An 18,149-nucleotide genomic window follows, 5' to 3' on the forward strand; every position below is an offset into this window, starting at 1 on the left:
ACGGCGCCCGCGGGCACCGCGGCCCGCGGCGTCTCGCGGCGGGGCACGCCTCGCCCGTCGCCGACCAGGTACACGAACCCGGGCGCGAAGCCCGCGAACGCGGCGGTCCAGGGCGTGGCCGCGTGCGCCGCGACGACCGCCTCGACGCTGCGCCCGGTGAGCCGGGCGACGTCGGCGAGGTCCTCGCCGTCGTACACGGTGTCGACCTCCACGAGGCGACCGTCCGCCGCCGCCCGCGCCGGGACCTCGAGCGTCCCGAGCAGCGCGGCGGCGCGTGCCTGCAGCCGCCGGTCCCGCAGGACGACGAGCACCGTCAGCGCGCCCGCCTGGAGGTCCTCCTGGCCGGGCACGGGGTGCTGTCGCAGGTGGGCCACCACCGCCTGCACCTCGCCGACGTCCCGGCAGGCGACCAGGAGCGCCCGGTCCCCGACGCGCCTGACCCGGGCGGTCGGCTCACCCACCTGCGCCGCCGGGCACGAAGGGCCCGACCCCGACGTCCGCGGCGGCCAGGGCCCGGCGGACCGCCCGCGCCGCGGCCACCGCGCCGCGGGCGTCCCCGTGCAGGCAGAGGGTCTCGACGTCGAGGCGGACCGGGGTGCCGTCGACGGCGACGACGACGCCCTCGGTGGCGAGGCGGACCGCACGCGCGGCCACGTCGCCGGGATCCGTCACGTTCGCGCCCGGCTCCGTGCGCGGCACCAGGGTGCCGTCGGGCCGGTAGGCACGGTCGACGAAGGCCTCGCCGACCACCCGGACCCCCGCCTCCTGCGCGAGGCCCGCGACGACGCTGCCCGGCATCGTCACGAGCGGGAGCGACGCGTCGAGCGCACGGAGGGCGTCGACGACCGCGGCCGCCTGTCCCTCGTGCCGCAGGATGGCGTGGTAGAGCGCGCCGTGCGGTTTGACGTAGCGCACGTCGCTCCCGGCCGCCCGGGCGACGGCCTGCAGCGCACCGACCTGGTAGACCACCTCGTCGGCGAGCTCCGCGGGCTCCACGTCGAGGAAGCGGCGACCGAACCCCACGAGGTCCCGGTAGCCCACGTGCGCTCCGACCACGACCCCGCGCTCCCCGGCGGCGGCGCACGTGCGGCGCATCGTGGCTGGGTCGCCCGCGTGGAAGCCGCAGGCGACGTTGGCGCTCGACACGAGGTCGAGCAGCGCGTGGTCGTGGCCCATCGGCCAGGGGCCCAGGCCCTCGCCCAGGTCGGCGTTGAGATCGGTCGTCACGGCCCCGACGCTACTGCCGACGACGGACCGTGCACCCGTCGCGCACGCACGCGAGCCCCGGCCGGGACCGGCCGGGGCTCGCGTGACGTCGCTCAGGACTCGCGGGACTCCTGGACCGACTCCTTGGCGCCCTGCGCCTCGCCCTTGAGGTCCTGCGCGGCCTGCTGGCCCTCCTCCTTGAGCGTGTGCGCGGCGTCGGCCGCGGCGTCCTTGACCGCCTGCACCGCCTCCTGCGCGGGCTCGCGGAAGTCCGCGGCGACGGACTGGGCGACGGACTTGGCCTCGTCGACCAGCGGCGCCGCCTGGTCCTTCACCTTGCCCGCGACCTGCTGCTCCTTGCTGGTGCTCGGGATTAGGGACCCGACGAGCCAGCCGAGCCCGAAGGCAACCAGCCCGGCGGCCAGGGGGTTGCCCTCGGCCTGACGCTGCACCGTGCCCGGCACGCCGCGGACGGCGCTCCCCGCGCTCGAGGCGAGCGAGGACGCCGACGACGCCACGCTCTGCGCCGCGCCGGACACGCCGTGGGCGGCGCCCTGCGCCGCACCCCTGACGCTCCCGGCCGCACCCTGCGCGGCGCCGGCCACGTTGCCGCCGACGCTGTGCGTGGTGCCGGAGACCGAGTCCCCGAGGCCCGCCGCGTGGTCCTTCGTGCTGTCCGACACACCCATCACCCTGTCCTTCAGACTCGTCGCCCGGTCCTTGACCGCCTCGACCCTGCGGTGCGCGATCTGGCTGGGGCTGACCTTCTCCTCGAGGGCGTCGACGTCCTGGCTCAGCTCGGCCCTCGTACGCTCGATCTCGGCGCGGATCTCGTCCGGGTCGCTCATCGGTTCTCCTCCTCGTGTCCCTTGAGTGCGTTGGGGATCATGGCGACCGTCTCCTGCGTCTGCGGTACGCCCTTGACCTTCTGGAGCTCGGTCCTGCCCTTGAGGGCAAGCACGGCGGCCACGACGCCCCAGAGGACCGCGACGATGATCGCCGAGATGGTCCAGTTGTCCATGAGGTCCCCGAGGCCCCACCACAGCGCGACCGAGAGGAAGATCAGCACGAAGTGCCCGGCGACGGCCGCGCCCGAGAGCATCCCCGCGCCCTTGCCGGCCTTCTTGCCCGAGTCGGCGAGCTCCGCCTTGGCGAGCGCGACCTCCTGGCGCATGAGCGTCGACAGGTCACGCGTCACGTTGCTGAAGAGCTCCCCGAGCGACGCCTGCCCCGCCGACCCCTGGCCGGGGTCGGCGGCCGGGCGTCCCGCGGCGACCGTCGGGTCGACGTTGCCGCTCACCGGTTCTCCCCGGTCCACGGATCCTCCGACTCGAGGCCGGCGACCGGGTCGCCCGTCGCCGTGCCCGCGAGGTCGTCCGCCGCCGGCGTGGCGCCGGGGGTGGAGGCGACCGGCGCCGGGCCACCCACGCCCGAGCCGTACCCGCCGCTGGAGTAGCCGGAGTCGCCATAGGCGCCCGTGGCCGCCGCGGGCGTGCCGTACGTGCCGGGCGTGCCGGTCGTGCCGTAGGTCGACGTCGTGCCGGTGGTGCCGTAGGTCTGCGCCGTGGTCGAGGCGGTGTCGCCGAGGCCGTAGCCGCCGGTCGGCGGCGGCGGCGTCGACGGCACCCCGGGTGCCCGGTGGGCACCGCCGGAGGTCGGCACGCCCGACGTGAGCGCAGCCGGAGCGTCGTCGCTCGACGCGTCCTTCACCCCGCGCATGAGGCGCCCGGCGACGAGGCCGGCGCCCGCGGCGATGAGGAGGAACGTGCCCGGCTTGCGCCGTGCGAACTGCTTGACCTCGTCGAGCAGCTCCGCGGGCTCGCGCCCCTCGAACCACGTGGCGACGCTGCCCGCCTGGTCGGCGACCGTGCGGGCGACGCCCGCCGCCACGCCGCTCTCCGACGACTCGGCCATCCGGCCGAGGTCGTCGCTGAAGGCGCGCAGCCCGTCCGTGAGGCGCTGCTGCTGGCTCTGGGCGCTCGAGGCGAGCTGGCTGCGCCCCTGGTCGAGCAGGTCCTTCGCCTGGCGGCCGGCCTCCGAGGCGACGCCCTTGGCCTGCGCGCCGGCCTCGCCCGCGAGGTACTTGCCGCTCTCAGCAGCGCTGTGCGCGACCCCCGAGGCCTCGTCACGCGCCGTCTGCGCGGTCGAGGAGCCCTGGGACGTCGAGGTGGTACCCGTCGAGTTCTCGTACGTCATCTCGTCCTCCATCCGTTCGTGCGGTCGGTCCGGCGTGCGTCCGGCTGGTCTGGGGGACCGCCGGCGCCGCCGGTTGCGCAGGGCCCGCCTCCCGGCGCGCCGTGCCCGTGCTCTGACCATTCAGCCCCGCGACACGGGTGTCCCGGCGCTCTCGATGCTTGGACGCTAGGCGCGCACCAGGGGGTCCGCCACCTGAACGGGACGCGGGTGTCCGTGACGGTGGGGACGGACGCCGATCGTGGGACGGCTCCTGCGGGCCCGATCGGCGTCCGGCGCGACAGCCGGTCGCCCGACGGGCACAGTGGTCGCGTGTCCGTCACCGACGTCGTCGTGGTGGGCGCCGGCCCCGCCGGGTTGAGCGCCGCCCTCCTGCTGGGCCGGTCGCGTCGCTCGGTCGTCGTGGTCGATGCGGGCGAGCCGCGCAACGCCGCCGCGGGCCACGTGCAGGGCTTCCTCACGCGTGACGGCGTCCCGCCCGCCGAGCTGCTCAGCCTCGGGGTCGAGGAGGTGCGTCGGTACGGCGTCGAGGTCAGGCACGGGCGTGTCGTGGACGTCACGCCGATCCCACCGGGCGCGGCCGAGACGTCCCGGGCACGGGTCACGGTCGAGCTGGACGACGGGACGAGCCTCGCGGCGCGGCGCGTCGTGCTCGCCACGGGTCTGCGCGACGAGCTGCCCGCCGTCCCGGGCCTGTCCGACCGCTGGGGACGCGACGTCCTGCACTGCCCGTACTGCCACGGCTGGGAGGTGCGTGAGGCCGCGGTGGGCGTGCTCGTCGACCGCCCGGAGGACGCCGTCAAGGCGTTCACGATGACGCAGTGGACGGACGCCGTCACGGTGGTGCTGCACGGCGTCGACCCGGACGACGTCGAACCCGCCGTCCGGCGGCGCCTGGACGCGCTCGACATCCCGGTCCTCCCCGGCCCGGTGACCGCACTCGTGCTCGAGGACGACGCCCTCGTGGCTGTGCGCACGCCCGCGGGCGAGGTCCGGCTGGGCGCCCTCGTGGTGCAGCCGCGCCTGGTGGCGAGCGACGCCCTCCTGACCGCGCTCGGCGCCCACGTGCAGGCCGGCCCGTCCGGGCACACGGTCGTGGCCGAGCCCGACGGGCGCACCGGCGTGCCCCACGTCTTCGCGGCCGGCAACGTCACCGACCCCTCGAGCCAGGTCGTCATGGCGGCCGCTGCCGGTTACCGCACCGCCCTCGCCGTGGACCACGACCTCATCGACGAGGACGTCGAGGCCGCGGTCCGACGATCCGCCGCCGGTGGGCACGACGACGCCCCGGGTGCCCAGCCGGAAGGCTGAGCGCCCGGGGCGCGTGTCGGTCGTGCCGAGGCACCGCCTCGGCGGCCGCGTCAGTGCGTCGCGCTGACCTCGGTCCCGATCTTGTGGACGAGCAGCGAGTTCGTCGTGCCCGGGACGCCCACCGGCGCACCGAAGACGATGACCACGAGGTCGCCGTCCTCGGCCAGGCCGTTGGCGCGCAGCGTCTGGTCGACCTGCACGACCATCGCGTCCGTGTGGGCGACCGTCGGCACCTCGTACGTCTGCACGCCCCACGTGAGCGCGAGGGTGTTGCGCACGTGCGGGTCGGGCGTGAACGCCAGCATCGGGATCCCGGAACGCAGCCGCGAGACCCGGCGGGCGGAGTCGCCGCTCTGCGTGAAGGTCACGAGGTACTTCACACCGAGCGTCTCGGCGACCTCGGCCGCGGCGCGGGTGATGGCGCCACCTCGGGTCTTCGGGCTCCAGCCGAGGGGGGCCATGCGGTCGTGGCCGTGCTCCTCGGTGTTCTCGATGATCCGCGCCATCGTGCGCACGGCCTCGATCGGGTACTCGCCCACGCTGGTCTCGCCCGAGAGCATCACCGCGTCCGCGCCGTCGAGCACGGCGTTGGCGCAGTCGGACGTCTCGGCGCGGGTCGGGCGCGGCGCCGAGATCATCGACTCGAGCACCTGGGTCGCGACGATGACCGGCTTGGCCGACCGGCGCGCGAGCTCGATGGCGCGCTTCTGGACGAGCGGCACCTGCTCCAGCGGCAGCTCCACGCCGAGGTCGCCACGCGCGACCATGATGCCGTCGAACGCGTCGACGATCTCGACGAGGTTCTCGACCGCCTGCGGCTTCTCGACCTTGGCGATGACGGGGACCGTGCGGCCCTCCTCGGCCATGATCCGCGCGACGTCGTCGTAGTCGGCCGCGCTGCGCACGAACGACAGGGCGATGAGGTCCGCGCCCAGGCGCAGCGCCCAGCGCAGGTCCTCCTCGTCCTTGTCCGACATGGCGGGGACGCTCACGGCGACGCCCGGGAGGTTGAGGCCCTTGTTGTTCGAGACGGGTCCGCCGACCTCGACGCGCGTCACGACGTCGGTCGCGGTCACGTCGGTGATCCGGACGGCCACGCGGCCGTCGTCGATGAGGATCCGGTCGCCGATCTTGGCGTCGCCCGGCAGACCCTTGTAGGTCGTGGACACGCGCTCCTTGGTGCCCGGGACCTCGTCCGTCGTGATGGTGAAGACGTCACCGTCGGCGAGCTCGTGCTTGCCCTCGGTGAAGCGGCCCAGGCGGATCTTGGGGCCCTGCAGGTCCACGAGCACGGCGACGGCGCGGCCCGAGGCCGTCGCGGCGGCACGCACCCGGTTGATGACGGCCTCGTGCTCCGACGCGTCGCCGTGGCTGCGGTTGATCCGCGCCACGTCCATGCCGGCGTCGACGAGCGCCTGGATCTGCTCGGGCGACTCGGTCGCGGGTCCGATGGTGCAGACGATCTTGGCTCTACGCATGTCTCCAGCCTATGTCCTCGGCACCGGGACCTTTCGGCCCCGGGGTCGGCGCCCGGGGGCGCCATCATGTCGCCCGCCGCGACGGCGGGGGGCGGTCCCACGATGCCTGCTCGCGGGCGGTGCTGCGAGCGGGCCGCCCGTGGGGGCGTCGTACCGTGGCGGCCGGGGGGGCCGTCACGACGGTGTCAGGGGCGCATGGCCCGGTCGCTCGGCCGCACGGGAGCGGGCAGCTCCGTGCTCCCGCGCAGGTAGGCGTCGACCTCGGCGGCGGCGGCGCGCCCCTCGGCGATCGCCCACACGATGAGCGACTGGCCGCGTCCGGCGTCGCCGGCGACGAAGACGCCGGGGACCGACGACGCGTAGTCCTCGCCGCGGGCGATGGCGCCCCGACCGGTCACGTCGGCGCCGGTCTGCTCGACGAGCACGTCCGTCTCGGGCCCGGTGAAGCCCATCGCCACCAGCACGAGGTCGGCCGGGATGTCGCGCTCGGTCCCGGCGGTGGGCACGCGCCGGCCGTCCGGCAGGTACTCCGTCGTCGCGACGCGGAGCGCGGTGACGCGCCCCTCGTCGTCACCGAGCAGCGCGACCGTCGACGCGAGGTAGGCGCGCTCGCCGCCCTCCTCGTGGGAGGTCGAGACCTCGAAGAGCAGCGGGTCCGTGGGCCACGGCTGGTTCTCGGGCCGGTCGAGCGGCGGCTGCAGGCCGATCGCGAGCGTCGTGACCGACGCCGCGCCCTGGCGCAGGGCCGTGCCCAGGCAGTCGGACCCGGTGTCGCCGCCGCCGATGATGACGACGTGCTTGCCGGTCGCGACGATCTGGTCGGGCACCTCGACGCCCGCGACGACGTCGTTCGCCTGGTGCAGGTACTCCATCGCGGGGTGCACGCCGCTCAGGTCGGCACCCGGCACCGGCAGCGCGCGCGGCACCGGCGCGCCGGTCGCGACGACGACGGCGTCGTACCGGGCGCGCAGCTCCTTCCAGGTGATGTCGCGGCCGATCTCGACACCGGGGCGGAAGCGCGTGCCCTCGGCCTCCATCTGCGCCACGCGGCGGTCGATGAGCTGCTTCTCGAGCTTGAAGTCCGGCACGCCGAACCGCAGCAGGCCGCCGATGCGCGCGTCCCGCTCGAAGACGGCGACGGTGTGCCCCGCCCGGGTGAGCTGCTGGGCGGCGGCGAGCCCGGCCGGACCCGAGCCGACGACCGCGACCGTGCTGCCCGTCAGGAAGTGCGGCACCTGCGGGGTGACGTGGCCCCGCTCGAACGCCTCGTCGGCGATCGAGACCTCGATGTTCTTGATCGTGACGGGCGGCTGGCTGATCCCCAGCACGCAGGACGACTCGCAGGGCGCCGGGCAGATGCGCCCCGTGAACTCGGGGAAGTTGTTGGTCTGGTGCAGCCGGTCGCTGGCCTCGGCCCACTGCCCCTTGCGGACCAGGTCGTTCCAGTCCGGGATGAGGTTGCCCAGGGGGCAGCCCTGGTGGCAGAAGGGGATCCCGCAGTCCATGCACCGGCCCGCCTGGGCGTGCAGCATGGTGGCGTGCTCGGCGCTCTCGGCGGCGGTGCGGTGCTCGACGACCTCGCGCCAGTCCATGAGGCGGACGGGCACCGGACGGCTGGGCGGGAGCTCCCGGTCCCTGACCTTCAGGAAGCCGCGGGGGTCAGCCACGGGACACCTCCAGGATCGTGTCCCACACACCCGGGGCGGCGGGGTCGAGCCCCTCCTGCTCCGCGGCGGCGAGGCTCGCGAGCATGCGCTCGTACTCGGTGGGCAGCACCCGCGTGAAGCGCTCGAGCGCCGCGGGCAGGTCGTCGAGCAGCTCGGCCGCCCGCGGTGAGCCGGTCTCCGCGAGGTGGGTCCGGAGCAGGCCCTCGACCACGACCGCGTCCTGCGCGTCGAGCGCCGACAGGGCCAGCTCGCCGGCGGCGAGGCCCGGGGCGTTGACCGCCTCGCGGCGCAGGTCGAGCACGTACGCCCGGCCGCCGGACATGCCGGCGCCGAAGTTGCGGCCCGTGCGACCGAGCACCAGCACCGTGCCCCCGGTCATGTACTCGCACGCGTGGTCGCCGACGCCCTCGACCACCAGCGTGGCACCCGAGTTGCGGACCGCGAACCGCTCGCCGACGACGCCGCGCAGGAAGATCTGCCCCGACGTCGCGCCGTAGCCGATGACGTTGCCCGCGATGACGTCGCGGTCACCGGCAAGCACGGAGGCCTGGTCCGGCCGCACGAGCACGCGCCCGCCCGACAGGCCCTTGCCGACGTAGTCGTTGGCGTCGCCGAAGAGTCGCAGGGTGATGCCCCGCGGCAGGAAGGCGCCGAGGGACTGACCGGCCGACCCCGTGAGGGTCACGTCGATCGTGTCCTGGGCCAGCCCGTCGCCCCCGTACCGCTTGGTGACCTCGTGGCCGAGCATCGTGCCGACCGTCCGGTTGACGTTGCGCACGGGCAGCGAGATGCGGACCGGCTCGGCGCGCTCGAGCGCGTCGGCGGCGAGGGCGATGAGCTGGTTGTCCAGGGCCTTGTGCAGGCCGTGGTCCTGGGTGGTCGTCTGGCGCAGCGAGGAGCCGGGGACCGGCTCCGGCCGCACCAGGACCGGACCGAGGTCCAGCCCGGAGGCCTTCCAGTGGTCGACGGCCGCGCGCGTGTCCAGCGACTCGACGTGGCCCACGGCCTCCTCGATCGAGCGGAAGCCGAGCGAGGCGAGGTACTCGCGCACCTCGGTGGCGATGAACTCGAAGAACGTCTCGACGAACTCCGGCTTGCCCGTGAACCGCGCCCGGAGCTCGGGGTTCTGGGTCGCGACGCCGACCGGGCACGTGTCCAGGTGGCAGACCCGCATCATGATGCAGCCCGAGACGATGAGCGGCGCGGTCGCGAACCCGAACTCCTCGGCGCCCAGCAGCGCACCGATGACGACATCGCGCCCCGTCTTCATCTGGCCGTCGACCTGCACGACCACGCGGTCGCGCAGGTTGTTGAGCACCAGCGTCTGCTGCGCCTCGGCCAGGCCGATCTCCCACGGCGTCCCCGCGTGCTTGAGCGAGGTCAGCGGGCTCGCGCCGGTGCCGCCGTCGTGCCCCGAGATGAGGACGACGTCGGCGTGCGCCTTGGCCACGCCCGCCGCGACGGTGCCCACGCCGAACTCGCTCACGAGCTTGACGTGGACGCGCGCCGCGGGGTTCGCGTTCTTGAGGTCGTGGATCAGCTGGGCCAGGTCCTCGATCGAGTAGATGTCGTGGTGCGGCGGCGGGGAGATGAGGCCGACGCCGGGCGTCGAGTGCCGCGTGGCCGCGATCCACGGGTAGACCTTGTTGCCCGGCAGCTGACCGCCCTCACCGGGCTTGGCGCCCTGGGCCATCTTGATCTGCAGGTCGTCCGCGTTGGTGAGGTAGTCCGACGTGACGCCGAAGCGGCCGGACGCGATCTGCTTGATCGCGCTGCGGCGCTCCGGGTCGCGCAGGCGCGCCGGGTCCTCGCCGCCCTCGCCCGTGTTCGACCGGCCGCCGAGGCGGTTCATCGCCACCGCGAGGGTCTCGTGCGCCTCGGCGGAGATCGAGCCGTAGGACATCGCGCCCGTGTTGAAGCGCTTGACGATCTCGCTCACCGGCTCGACCTCGTCGAGCGGGACCGGCGGGCGCGCGCCCTCGGCGAACGTGAGCAGGCCGCGCAGCGTCGCCAGGCGCGAGGACTGCTCGTCCACCCGGCGCGTGTACTGGCGGAACACGTCGAGCTGGCGGGTGCGCGTCGAGTGCTGCAGGCGGAAGACCGTCTCCGGGTCGAAGAGGTGGATCTCGCCGTCGCGGCGCCACTGGTACTCGCCGCCGATCTCGAGCCGGCGGTGCGCCTGCGGGTTGCCGCTGGCCGGGTAGGCGTCGGCGTGCCGCGCGGCGACCTCGGCGGCGATGACGTCCAGGCCGATGCCCCCCAGGCGGCTCGTGGTGCCCGTGAAGTACCGCTCGACGACGGCGGCGGACAGCCCGAGCGCCTCGAACACCTGGGCGCCGCGGTAGGACGCGATCGTGGAGATGCCCATCTTGCTCATGATCTTGAGCACGCCCTTGCCGAGGGCCTTGATGAGGTTGGCGACCGCCTTCTCGGGCGAGACGTCGCCGAGCGAGCCGTCGCGCGCCAGGTCCTCGACGGACTCCATCGCGAGGTACGGGTTCACCGCGGCCGCGCCGTAGCCGATGAGGAGCGCGACGTGGTGCACCTCGCGCACGTCGCCCGCCTCGACCACGAGGCTCACCCGGGTGCGGGTGTGCCGGCGCAGCAGGTGGTGGTGCACGGCGCTCGAGAGCAGCAGCGAGGGGATCGGCGCGTGGTCGGCGTCCGAGTGCCGGTCCGAGAGGACGATGAAGCTGACGCCGTCCTCGACCGCGCGGTCGACCTGCTCGAAGATCTCCTCCAGGCGCGCGGCCAGCGCCGCCTCGCCGCCGGCGACCGGGTACAGGCCGCGCACGATGGTGGAGCTGAACACGCCCGCCAGGTCGGGGTCGCGGTCGATGCGCACGATCTTGGCGAGCTGGTCGTTGTCCAGCACGGGGAACGAGAGCACGAGCTTGCGCGCGTGCTGCGGGTCGTCGGAGAGCAGGTTCGGCTCGGGGCCGATCGCGCCGCCGATCGACGTGACGAGCTCCTCGCGGATCGCGTCCAGCGGCGGGTTCGTCACCTGGGCGAACATCTGGGTGAAGTAGTCGAAGAGCAGCCGCGGGCGCTCGGAGAGCACCGCGACCGGCGTGTCGGTGCCCATCGCGCCGAGCGGCTCGCCGCCGGTGGCCGCCATGGGGGTCAGGAGGATCTTCAGCTCCTCCTCGGTGTACCCGAAGGCGCGCTGGCGCCGGCGCACGGAGGCGGGGCTGTGCCGCACGTGCTCGCGCTCGGGCAGCTGGTCGAGGAAGAGCGAGTGCTCGGCGACCCACTGCGCGTACGGCCGCTGCGCCGCGAGCTGCGCCTTGATCTCGTCGTCCGCGATGACGCGTCCCGCGCCCGTGTCGACGAGGAACATGCGACCGGGCTCGAGCCGCCCCTTGCGCACCACGGTGGACGGGTCGAGGTCCAGCACACCGGTCTCGCTCGCGAGCACGACGAGGCCGTCGTCGGTGATCCAGTAGCGCCCGGGACGCAGCCCGTTGCGGTCCAGGACCGCGCCGATGAGCGTGCCGTCGGTGAACGTGAGCGCCGCGGGCCCGTCCCAGGGCTCCATCAGGCTCGCGTGGTACTCGTAGAAGGCGCGCCGGTCCGGGTCCATCTCGCCGTGGTTCTCCCACGCCTCCGGGACCATCATGAGCACGGCGTGCGGCAGGCTCCGGCCCGCCAGGTGCAGCAGCTCGAGCACCTCGTCGAACGTGCCCGAGTCGCTGCTGCCCGGGCTGCACACCGGCAGCAGCGGCTCCAGGTCGCCCAGCGCCTCGCTCGCGAGGGTCGACTGCCGCGCCGCCATCCAATTGCGGTTGCCGCGCACGGTGTTGATCTCGCCGTTGTGCGCGAGGAGGCGGAAGGGCTGCGCCAGCGGCCACGACGGGAACGTGTTGGTCGAGAAGCGCGAGTGCACCAGGCCGATCTCGGACGCGTACCGCGGGTCCGAGAGGTCGGGGAAGAACGGCTCGAGCTGGGCCGTGGTCAGCATGCCCTTGTAGGTCAGCGTGCGCGCGGACAGCGAGGCGAAGTAGACGCCCAGCTCGTGCTCGGCCCGCTTGCGCACGCGGTAGGCGCGCCGGTCGAGGGCGATGCCGGACAGCTCGCGCGCCGGGTCGGCGACCACGAGGTGGCGGAAGACGGGCATGCTGGCGCGCGCGGTGGGCCCGACGAGGCCGGCGGTCACCGGCACGTCACGCCACGCGAGCAGCTCCAGACCCTCGTCGACGACGAGCTTCTCGATGCCCTCGACGGCGGCCTGGAGCGCCTCGGCGTCCGTGGGCAGGAAGGCCATGCCGATCGCGTACCGGCCGGCGCCCGGCAGCTCGGCGTCGACGACGTCGCGCAGGAAGGCGTCGGGGATCTGCGTGAGGATGCCAGCGCCGTCACCGCTGTCCGTCTCGGCGCCGACGGCGCCGCGGTGGTCGAGGTTGAGCAGCGCCGTGAGCGCGGCATCGACGATGTCGCGTCCGGGCGTGCCGCGGAGCGTGGCGACGAACGCGACGCCGCAGGCGTCGTGCTCGGCCGCGGGGTCGTAGAGACCCGCAGCTTCCGCGGTGGGGTGGAGCGCCCGGCTCATGTGCACCGTCCTCGCTGGGCCCGGGCACGCGGCACGGGTCGGTGATCGGAGAAGTACCGGGACGCCATCGGCCCAAAGCGTTGCGACGATACCGGCCGCGGCCACGGGCGTCTGCCATCTCGACGAATGATGAGCTTCACCGTCGGCAGGAGCCTGTGGTCAACGGAGGGTGTCGTCGGTTCCCGGGCCTACGGGCCCGACACCGTCCGGAGCCACCGTCTCGTCCGACGGCGCGTCCTCGGTCACCGGCTGCGCGTGCTGCGCCGTGCTGTCAGGGGTGCTCAGCACGGTGGTCTCACGCCCTGGGTGACGGCGCCCGACCAGCACGAATGCTATCAGTGCCGCACCCCCCAGCAGGATCGAGGTCCAGACGTTGAGGCGCAGCCCGAGGACCTGCTCGGCGGGGTCGATCCGGAGCAGCTCGATCCACAGCCGGCCCGCCGTGTAGAGCACGACGTAGAGCAGGAAGACGCGACCGTGGCCGAGCCGCAGGCGCCGGTCGAGCACGATGAGCAGCGCGGCCGCGGCCAGGTTCCAGACCATCTCGTAGAGGAAGGTCGGGTGGAACAGCGTCTCGGGCGGGTAGCCGCTCGGGAACGTCGGGGCCAGCGGGTCGATCCGCAGGCCCCACGGCGCGGTGGTGGGTCCGCCGAAGAGCTCCTGGTTGAACCAGTTGCCGAGCCGGCCGATCGCCTGCGCGACGAGCAGGCCCGGGGCGACCGCGTCGGCGAACACGGCGAAGCGCACGCCCTCGCGTCGGGTGCCGATCCACGCGCCGAGCGCACCCAGGGCGATCGCGCCCCAGATGCCCAGGCCGCCCTCCCAGATCGCGAAGGCGCGCCAGGGGTTCCCGTCCGGGCCGAAGTACGCGTCCGGCGAGCTGATCACGTGGTACAGCCGGCCGCCGACGATGCCGAACGGCACGGCCCAGAAGACGATCTCCATGACCGTGTCCGGGTCGCCCCCACGCTCGACCCAGCGGCGGCGGGTGAGCCAGAACGCCGCCGCGATCCCCGCGAGGATCGCCAGCGCGTAGGCGCGGACCGGGAGCGGGCCCAGGTACCAGGTGTGCTCGGACGGGCTCGGGATCTCGGCCGGCAGCCGTGCCCCGAGCGCGACCAGGCCGGCCGGGACCAGGGTCATGGCAACGCCGCCGTGCTGGGTGTCCGTGGGCTCGCCGTCCGCGGGCTCGGTGTCCGCGCGGAGCGCACGCCCTCGGCGATCCGCCCGACGGCGTCGGCGAGCGCGGTCAGGCCCTCGCTCGGCGTCGCGGCCTCCACCATGGGGCGCACGAACGCGCTGCCGACGATGACGCCGTCGGCGTACGCGCCCACCTCGGCGGCCTGCGCCCCCGTGCTCACGCCCAGGCCGACGCACACGCGCTCGGCACCGGCACGCCGGGTGTCGGCCACGAGACGCTCCGCGTCCTCGCCGACGGACGCACGGGTCCCCGTGACGCCCATGGTGGACGCCGCGTAGACGAAGCCCCGCGAGGCCGCGGCCGTGAGCGCGAGGCGCTCGGGCGTGGAGCTCGGTGCGACCAGGAACACGCGGTCGAGCCCGTGGGCGTCCGAGGCCGCGAGCCACTCCCCCGCCTCGTCCGGGATCAGGTCGGGCGTGATCAGGCCGGCGCCCCCCGCCGCGGCGACGTCGCGCGCGAACGCGTCGACGCCGTACCGCAGCACGGGGTTCCAGTAGGTCATGACGAGGACCGGGGCGCCCGTGGCCGCGACGCCCTCGATCGCGCGCAGCGTGTCGCGCACGCGCACGCCACCGGACAGGGCGCTCTCGACGGCGCGCTGGATCACCGGCCCGTCCATCACCGGGTCGGAGTACGGCAGCCCGAGCTCGACGACGTCGACCCCCGCGTCGACCATGACCCGGGCGGCCTCGATCGAGCCCGCCACGTCGGGGAAGCCGACGGGCAGGTAGCCGACGAGCGCGGGGCGCCCCGCGGCCCGGGTGCTGTCGAGCGTCGCGGCGGTCCGGGAGACGGCGTCCTGGGTCACGCGGTGCCCTCCTCGAGCAACGAGAACCACTCGGCGGCGGTCTCGACGTCCTTGTCCCCGCGTCCCGACAGGTTCACGAGGATGATCTCGTCGTGGCGACCGGCGGCTGCGGCCTCCTGGCCGAGCTGCATGGCGCCCGCCAGCGCGTGCGACGACTCGATCGCCGGGATGATGCCCTCGGTGCGGCACATCAGGCGGAACGCCTCCATGGCCTGCGCGTCGGTCACGGGCCGGTACTCCGCGCGTCCGGTCGTGGCGAGCCACGAGTGCTCGGGCCCGACGCCCGGGTAGTCGAGCCCCGCCGAGATCGAGTGGCTCTCGATCGTCTGGCCGTCGTCGTCCTGGAGCAGGAACGAGCGCGCGCCGTGCAGGACCCCGGGGGCGCCGCCGGTCAGCGTCGCGGCGTGGCGGCCGGTGTCGACCCCGTCGCCGCCGGCCTCCAGGCCGACGAGGCGCACGGAGGGGTCGTCGAGGAACGCGTGGAAGATCCCGATGGCGTTGGACCCGCCGCCGACGCACGCGGCGACGACGTCGGGCAGCCGGCCGGCGAGCTCGAGCACCTGCTGCCTCGCCTCCACGCCGATGATCCGCTGGAGGTCGCGGACCATGGCCGGGAACGGGTGCGGTCCGGCGACCGTGCCGAAGACGTAGTTGGTCGTCCCGACGTTGGTGACCCAGTCGCGCAGGGCCTCGTTGATGGCGTCCTTGAGGGTGCGCGACCCCGTCGTGACCGGGACGACCTCGGCGCCGAGGAGCCGCATGCGCGCGACGTTGAGCGCCTGGCGCCGCGTGTCCTCCTCGCCCATGTAGATGACGCAGTCGAGGTCGAAGAGCGCGGCAGCCGTCGCGGTGGCGACGCCGTGCTGGCCGGCGCCCGTCTCGGCGATCACGCGCTTCTTGCCCAGGCGCTTGGTGAGCAGCGCCTGGCCCAGCACGTTGTTGATCTTGTGTGAGCCCGTGTGGTTGAGGTCCTCGCGCTTGAGGATCACGCGCACGCCGCCGCAGTGCCGGGCGAAGCGTGGCACCTCGGTGATGATGCTCGGCCGGCCCGTGTAGGTGCGGTGCAGGCGCGCCAGCTCCTCGCCGAACGTCGGGTCGGCCTTGGCCTTCGCGTACTCGGCGTCGAGCTCGTCGAGCGCCTCGATGAGGGCCTCCGGCACGAAGCGCCCGCCGAAGTCCCCGAAGTACGGGCCGGAGCCCGCCTCGGCGGTCACCGGGCCGTGCGTCTCGGGCTGGTCGTGGAAGTCCGGGGCCGACGGCTGGTCGCCCGTCACGCCCACCCCGGGCGCCTCGGGCACGGCCGTGCCGGCCTGCTCTTGGCCGGGCGTCGCGGTCACTGGCGCACCGCCCGCAGCGAGGGGTGGGCGCCGGCGGCCACGAGGTCGGCGACCGCGGCCCGCGGGTCGCGCCCGGTGACCAGGGTCTCGCCGACCAGGACGGCGTCGGCGCCGGAGCGCGCGTAGTCCATGACGTCGTGCGGACCGCGCACACCGGACTCGGCGACGCGGACCACGCCGTCGGGGATCATCGGGGCGAGCCGCGCGAAGGTCGTGCGGTCCACCTCGAGCGTCTTGAGGTTGCGGGCGTTGACGCCGATGCAGCGCGCGCCGGCGTCGAGCGCGCGCCCGACCTCGTCGACGTCGTGCACCTCGACCAGCGCGGTCATGCCGAGCGAGTGCACGCGCTCCACCAGCGACGTCAGCACCGTCTGCGAGAGCGCGGCCACGATGAGCAGGCACAGGTCCGCCCCGTGGGCGCGCGCCTCCCACACCTGGTACGGCGTGACGACGAAGTCCTTGCGCAGCACCGGCACGTCGACCGCCGCGCGCACCGCCGTGAGGTCGGCGAGGCTGCCGCCGAAGCGCCGCTCCTCGGTGAGCACCGAGATCGCCGTGGCGCCGCCGGCCTCGTACTCGGACGCGAGCGCGGCCGGGTCGTCGATCGACGCCAGCGAGCCCTTGCTCGGGCTCGAGCGCTTGACCTCCGCGATGACCGCGACCGCCTCCTCGTCGTGCAGGTGGCACTCCTTGGCCGCCGGCTGCCGCGCGGCGCGCTCCTTCACGAGCGCCAGCGGCGTCTGCTCCTCGCGCGCGGCGAGGTCGATCCGTACCCCAGCGATGATGTCCTCGAGGACCGTCATGTCCCACCTCCCCCGTGGGTCCAACCCCGCGAACCCGTCCGGGTCATCGTAGGGCCGACCGGGGACCGGCCCCGTCACGCCCATCTGCTGGGACCGCGACGACCGGGCGAGCGGCGGTCACCGGCGCGTCAGGGCGCCAGCCACGGGGCGAGCGCGGGCACATTCCGGCCCACGGTGAACACGACCATCGCCACCACGACGGTCCAGAGCGCCCAGGGTGGGGCGGCCCAGCTGCGCGGCCGCCCGGTCCAGGCGCGCACCGTCCAGGCCAGCCACGAGGCGACGGCGAACGGCGCGAGCAGCAGCAGGAGCGGGTTCATGTCCCACGCCGCCGCGATGTCGAGGTGCATGAGGCTGTGCGTGGCGCGCAGCGTGCCGCAGCCGGTGCAGAAGAACCCCGTCAGCGTCAGCACCGGGCAGGTCGGGAAGTGCCCGGGCTCGTACGGGTCGGAAGCACCGACGACGATGGCCGCGGCGGAGGCCGCCGCGGCCATCGTCAGTGGAGCCAGGAGGGCGGCGCGTCGAGCGCGGCGCCCATGCGTCCTGGTGTGTCCGCCGGGTGCTCCCGCAGGTGGTGCAACCATCCGCGGGCCCGGGATCAGTACGTCGGGTCGTTCATGCCCGCCATGACCCCTGCGGCGACGAGGATGATGTACAGCAGGAGGCCGACGCCGCCGAGGATCGTCGCCCACAGCGAGAACTGCTTGGCCTTGCGGGACGACTCCTGCGCGCCCGCGGCGTCACCCTGCGCCCACTTGGTGTTCACCTGGGTCGAGAAGATGATCGCCGGGATGGCCAGCGGCCAGCACAGGAACACGGAGATGATCGCCCACACGAGGTAGTTCGAGGGCGGGCTGCCGGCGGGCTGGTAGCCCCCGCCACCGTACGAGGGGGGCGGCGGCGTGGAACCGTACGACGGCGTCGAGCCGTACGGGTCCGATCCGGTGGGCTCCTGGGGTCCGGGCGGTGTGCTCATGCACTCACTCCTGGTCTCTGGGGATTCACGACGCGGCTTCGCCCGCGTCGTGGTGACCGGCCTTCTGGCCGGGCTGGCCGAACCCGAGCATCTTCAGGACCCGTCCGAGGACGAGGCCGAGAAGGATGACGACGAGCCCGGCCCAGAACAACCACGACTCGGCCATGATCATGGCGATCGACGACACCACGGCACCGGCCAGCACCAGGATCACGGTGACCCAGGCGGCGGTCGTGTGACCGTGGTTGCGTGGCGGAGCGGCCGGCGGCAGGTAGCTGACCTCGCCGGTCGCCTCGTTGGTCTCTCGCATTGCGTTCAGTGCCTTTCGTGGAAGTGGACGCGAGCCTATCCAAAGTGCCCGTGCGCGTCGCACCGAGCGGGAGCCCGTGTCGGGTGAGTTTCTCGAAGTGAGGTCGGTGGACCCGGACTCGTCGCCCGGGAAGGGGACGGTCGGGTCAGGTGGGGTCCTCGCCGCGCGAGAGCGCGTCCCACGCGTCGAGGTCGTCGGCCGCGCGCTCCGGGGCGGGCTGCGCCGTCGTCGGGCGGGACGGCTCACCGGGTGCGGGTGCGGGCACCTCGTGCCGGTCGCTCCGGCGCGCCGGCCAGCGGCCGGCGCGCAC

Annotated in this window: 16 protein-coding genes; 1 reads left to right on the top strand and 15 read right to left on the bottom strand. The window is 74.2% G+C overall.

All coding sequences use genetic code 11. The features are described from left to right. The 5 genes from IDM29_RS07240 to IDM29_RS07260 all read right to left on the bottom strand — a co-directional run. Positions 1-461, bottom strand: a 461-nt coding sequence (locus IDM29_RS07240) for a carboxyltransferase domain-containing protein (protein WP_188037362.1), incomplete at its 3' end; no start/stop codon positions are given. Next, on the bottom strand, positions 454-1,227 hold the full coding sequence (locus IDM29_RS07245; protein WP_182113782.1) for a LamB/YcsF family protein: 774 nt from the start codon (positions 1,225-1,227) through the stop codon (positions 454-456). The genes IDM29_RS07245 and IDM29_RS07240, both read right to left, overlap by 8 nt. 92 nt (positions 1,228-1,319) lie before the next feature. Next, entirely contained in the window at positions 1,320-2,054 is a 735-nt protein-coding gene (locus tag IDM29_RS07250) for a DUF3618 domain-containing protein (protein ID WP_182113781.1), read from the bottom strand. Further along, positions 2,051-2,506 (bottom strand): phage holin family protein, encoded by a 456-nt coding sequence (locus IDM29_RS07255; RefSeq protein ID WP_255491852.1) that lies wholly within the window; start codon positions 2,504-2,506, stop codon positions 2,051-2,053. The genes IDM29_RS07250 and IDM29_RS07255 overlap by 4 nt, the downstream gene beginning before the upstream one ends. After that, positions 2,503-3,402 (bottom strand): hypothetical protein, encoded by a 900-nt coding sequence (locus IDM29_RS07260; protein ID WP_182113780.1) that lies wholly within the window; start codon positions 3,400-3,402, stop codon positions 2,503-2,505. The genes IDM29_RS07255 and IDM29_RS07260 overlap by 4 nt, the downstream gene beginning before the upstream one ends. A 309-nt stretch (positions 3,403-3,711) precedes the next feature. Here IDM29_RS07260 and IDM29_RS07265 point away from each other — a divergent pair, with 309 nt between their 5' ends. Then, positions 3,712-4,710, top strand: a complete 999-nt coding sequence (locus IDM29_RS07265; protein WP_182113779.1) for an NAD(P)/FAD-dependent oxidoreductase — start codon at positions 3,712-3,714, stop codon at positions 4,708-4,710. Between the two features lie 50 nt (positions 4,711-4,760). Here IDM29_RS07265 and pyk read toward each other — a convergent pair whose 3' ends face one another. From pyk to IDM29_RS07315, 10 genes are all read right to left on the bottom strand, one after another. Next, positions 4,761-6,188: a pyruvate kinase gene (gene pyk, locus IDM29_RS07270; RefSeq protein WP_182113778.1), complete on the bottom strand. Its 1,428-nt coding sequence runs from the start codon at positions 6,186-6,188 to the stop codon at positions 4,761-4,763. Positions 6,189-6,373: 185 nt separating this feature from the next. Then, positions 6,374-7,855, bottom strand: a complete 1,482-nt coding sequence (locus tag IDM29_RS07275; RefSeq protein ID WP_182113777.1) for a glutamate synthase subunit beta — start codon at positions 7,853-7,855, stop codon at positions 6,374-6,376. Next, complete coding sequence (gltB, locus tag IDM29_RS07280; RefSeq protein ID WP_188037363.1) at positions 7,848-12,404, bottom strand: glutamate synthase large subunit; 4,557 nt, start codon at positions 12,402-12,404, stop codon at positions 7,848-7,850. The genes IDM29_RS07275 and gltB overlap by 8 nt, the downstream gene beginning before the upstream one ends. Before the next feature lie 159 nt (positions 12,405-12,563). Then, a complete protein-coding gene (lgt, locus tag IDM29_RS07285) occupies positions 12,564-13,547 on the bottom strand; it encodes a prolipoprotein diacylglyceryl transferase (RefSeq protein ID WP_182113775.1) in 984 nt (327 codons plus the stop codon). Then, the gene (gene trpA / locus IDM29_RS07290) at positions 13,544-14,413 is read right to left on the bottom strand and encodes a tryptophan synthase subunit alpha (RefSeq protein ID WP_182113774.1); all 870 of its coding nucleotides are present in this window, start codon (positions 14,411-14,413) and stop codon (positions 13,544-13,546) included. Before trpA ends, lgt begins: the two co-directional genes overlap by 4 nt. Next, positions 14,410-15,627, bottom strand: coding sequence for a tryptophan synthase subunit beta (trpB, locus tag IDM29_RS07295; RefSeq protein WP_182114138.1), 1,218 nt, complete (start codon positions 15,625-15,627; stop codon positions 14,410-14,412). Before trpB ends, trpA begins: the two co-directional genes overlap by 4 nt. Positions 15,628-15,746: 119 nt before the next feature. Next, positions 15,747-16,553 (bottom strand): indole-3-glycerol phosphate synthase TrpC, encoded by an 807-nt coding sequence (trpC, locus tag IDM29_RS07300; protein ID WP_182113773.1) that lies wholly within the window; start codon positions 16,551-16,553, stop codon positions 15,747-15,749. 128 nt (positions 16,554-16,681) lie between these two features. Next, a complete protein-coding gene (locus IDM29_RS07305) occupies positions 16,682-17,047 on the bottom strand; it encodes a DUF2752 domain-containing protein (protein WP_255491851.1) in 366 nt (121 codons plus the stop codon). A gap of 104 nt (positions 17,048-17,151) precedes the next feature. Beyond that, positions 17,152-17,529 (bottom strand): CD225/dispanin family protein, encoded by a 378-nt coding sequence (locus IDM29_RS07310; protein WP_182113771.1) that lies wholly within the window; start codon positions 17,527-17,529, stop codon positions 17,152-17,154. A 25-nt stretch (positions 17,530-17,554) separates the two neighbouring features. Then, positions 17,555-17,839 (bottom strand): HGxxPAAW family protein, encoded by a 285-nt coding sequence (locus IDM29_RS07315; protein ID WP_182113770.1) that lies wholly within the window; start codon positions 17,837-17,839, stop codon positions 17,555-17,557. Positions 17,840-18,149: the final 310 nt, after the last annotated feature.

Source organism: Actinotalea sp. JY-7885 (assembly GCF_014525465.1).
Classification (GTDB): Bacteria; Actinomycetota; Actinomycetes; order Actinomycetales; family Cellulomonadaceae; genus Actinotalea.

Bases quoted from the DNA above. Each gene is read 5' to 3' on its own strand.
- IDM29_RS07250 (WP_182113781.1), bottom strand. From the start codon at position 2,054: ATGAGCGACCCGGACGAGATCCGCGCCGAGATCGAGCGTACGAGGGCC.
- IDM29_RS07260 (WP_182113780.1), bottom strand. From the start codon at position 3,402: ATGACGTACGAGAACTCGACGGGTACCACCTCGACGTCCCAGGGCTCC.
- pyk (WP_182113778.1), bottom strand. From the start codon at position 6,188: ATGCGTAGAGCCAAGATCGTCTGCACCATCGGACCCGCGACCGAGTCG.
- gltB (WP_188037363.1), bottom strand. From the start codon at position 12,404: ATGAGCCGGGCGCTCCACCCCACCGCGGAAGCTGCGGGTCTCTACGAC.
- lgt (WP_182113775.1), bottom strand. From the start codon at position 13,547: ATGACCCTGGTCCCGGCCGGCCTGGTCGCGCTCGGGGCACGGCTGCCG.
- trpC (WP_182113773.1), bottom strand. From the start codon at position 16,553: ATGACGGTCCTCGAGGACATCATCGCTGGGGTACGGATCGACCTCGCC.
- IDM29_RS07305 (WP_255491851.1), bottom strand. From the start codon at position 17,047: ATGGCCGCGGCGGCCTCCGCCGCGGCCATCGTCGTCGGTGCTTCCGAC.
- IDM29_RS07310 (WP_182113771.1), bottom strand. From the start codon at position 17,529: ATGAGCACACCGCCCGGACCCCAGGAGCCCACCGGATCGGACCCGTAC.
- IDM29_RS07315 (WP_182113770.1), bottom strand. From the start codon at position 17,839: ATGCGAGAGACCAACGAGGCGACCGGCGAGGTCAGCTACCTGCCGCCG.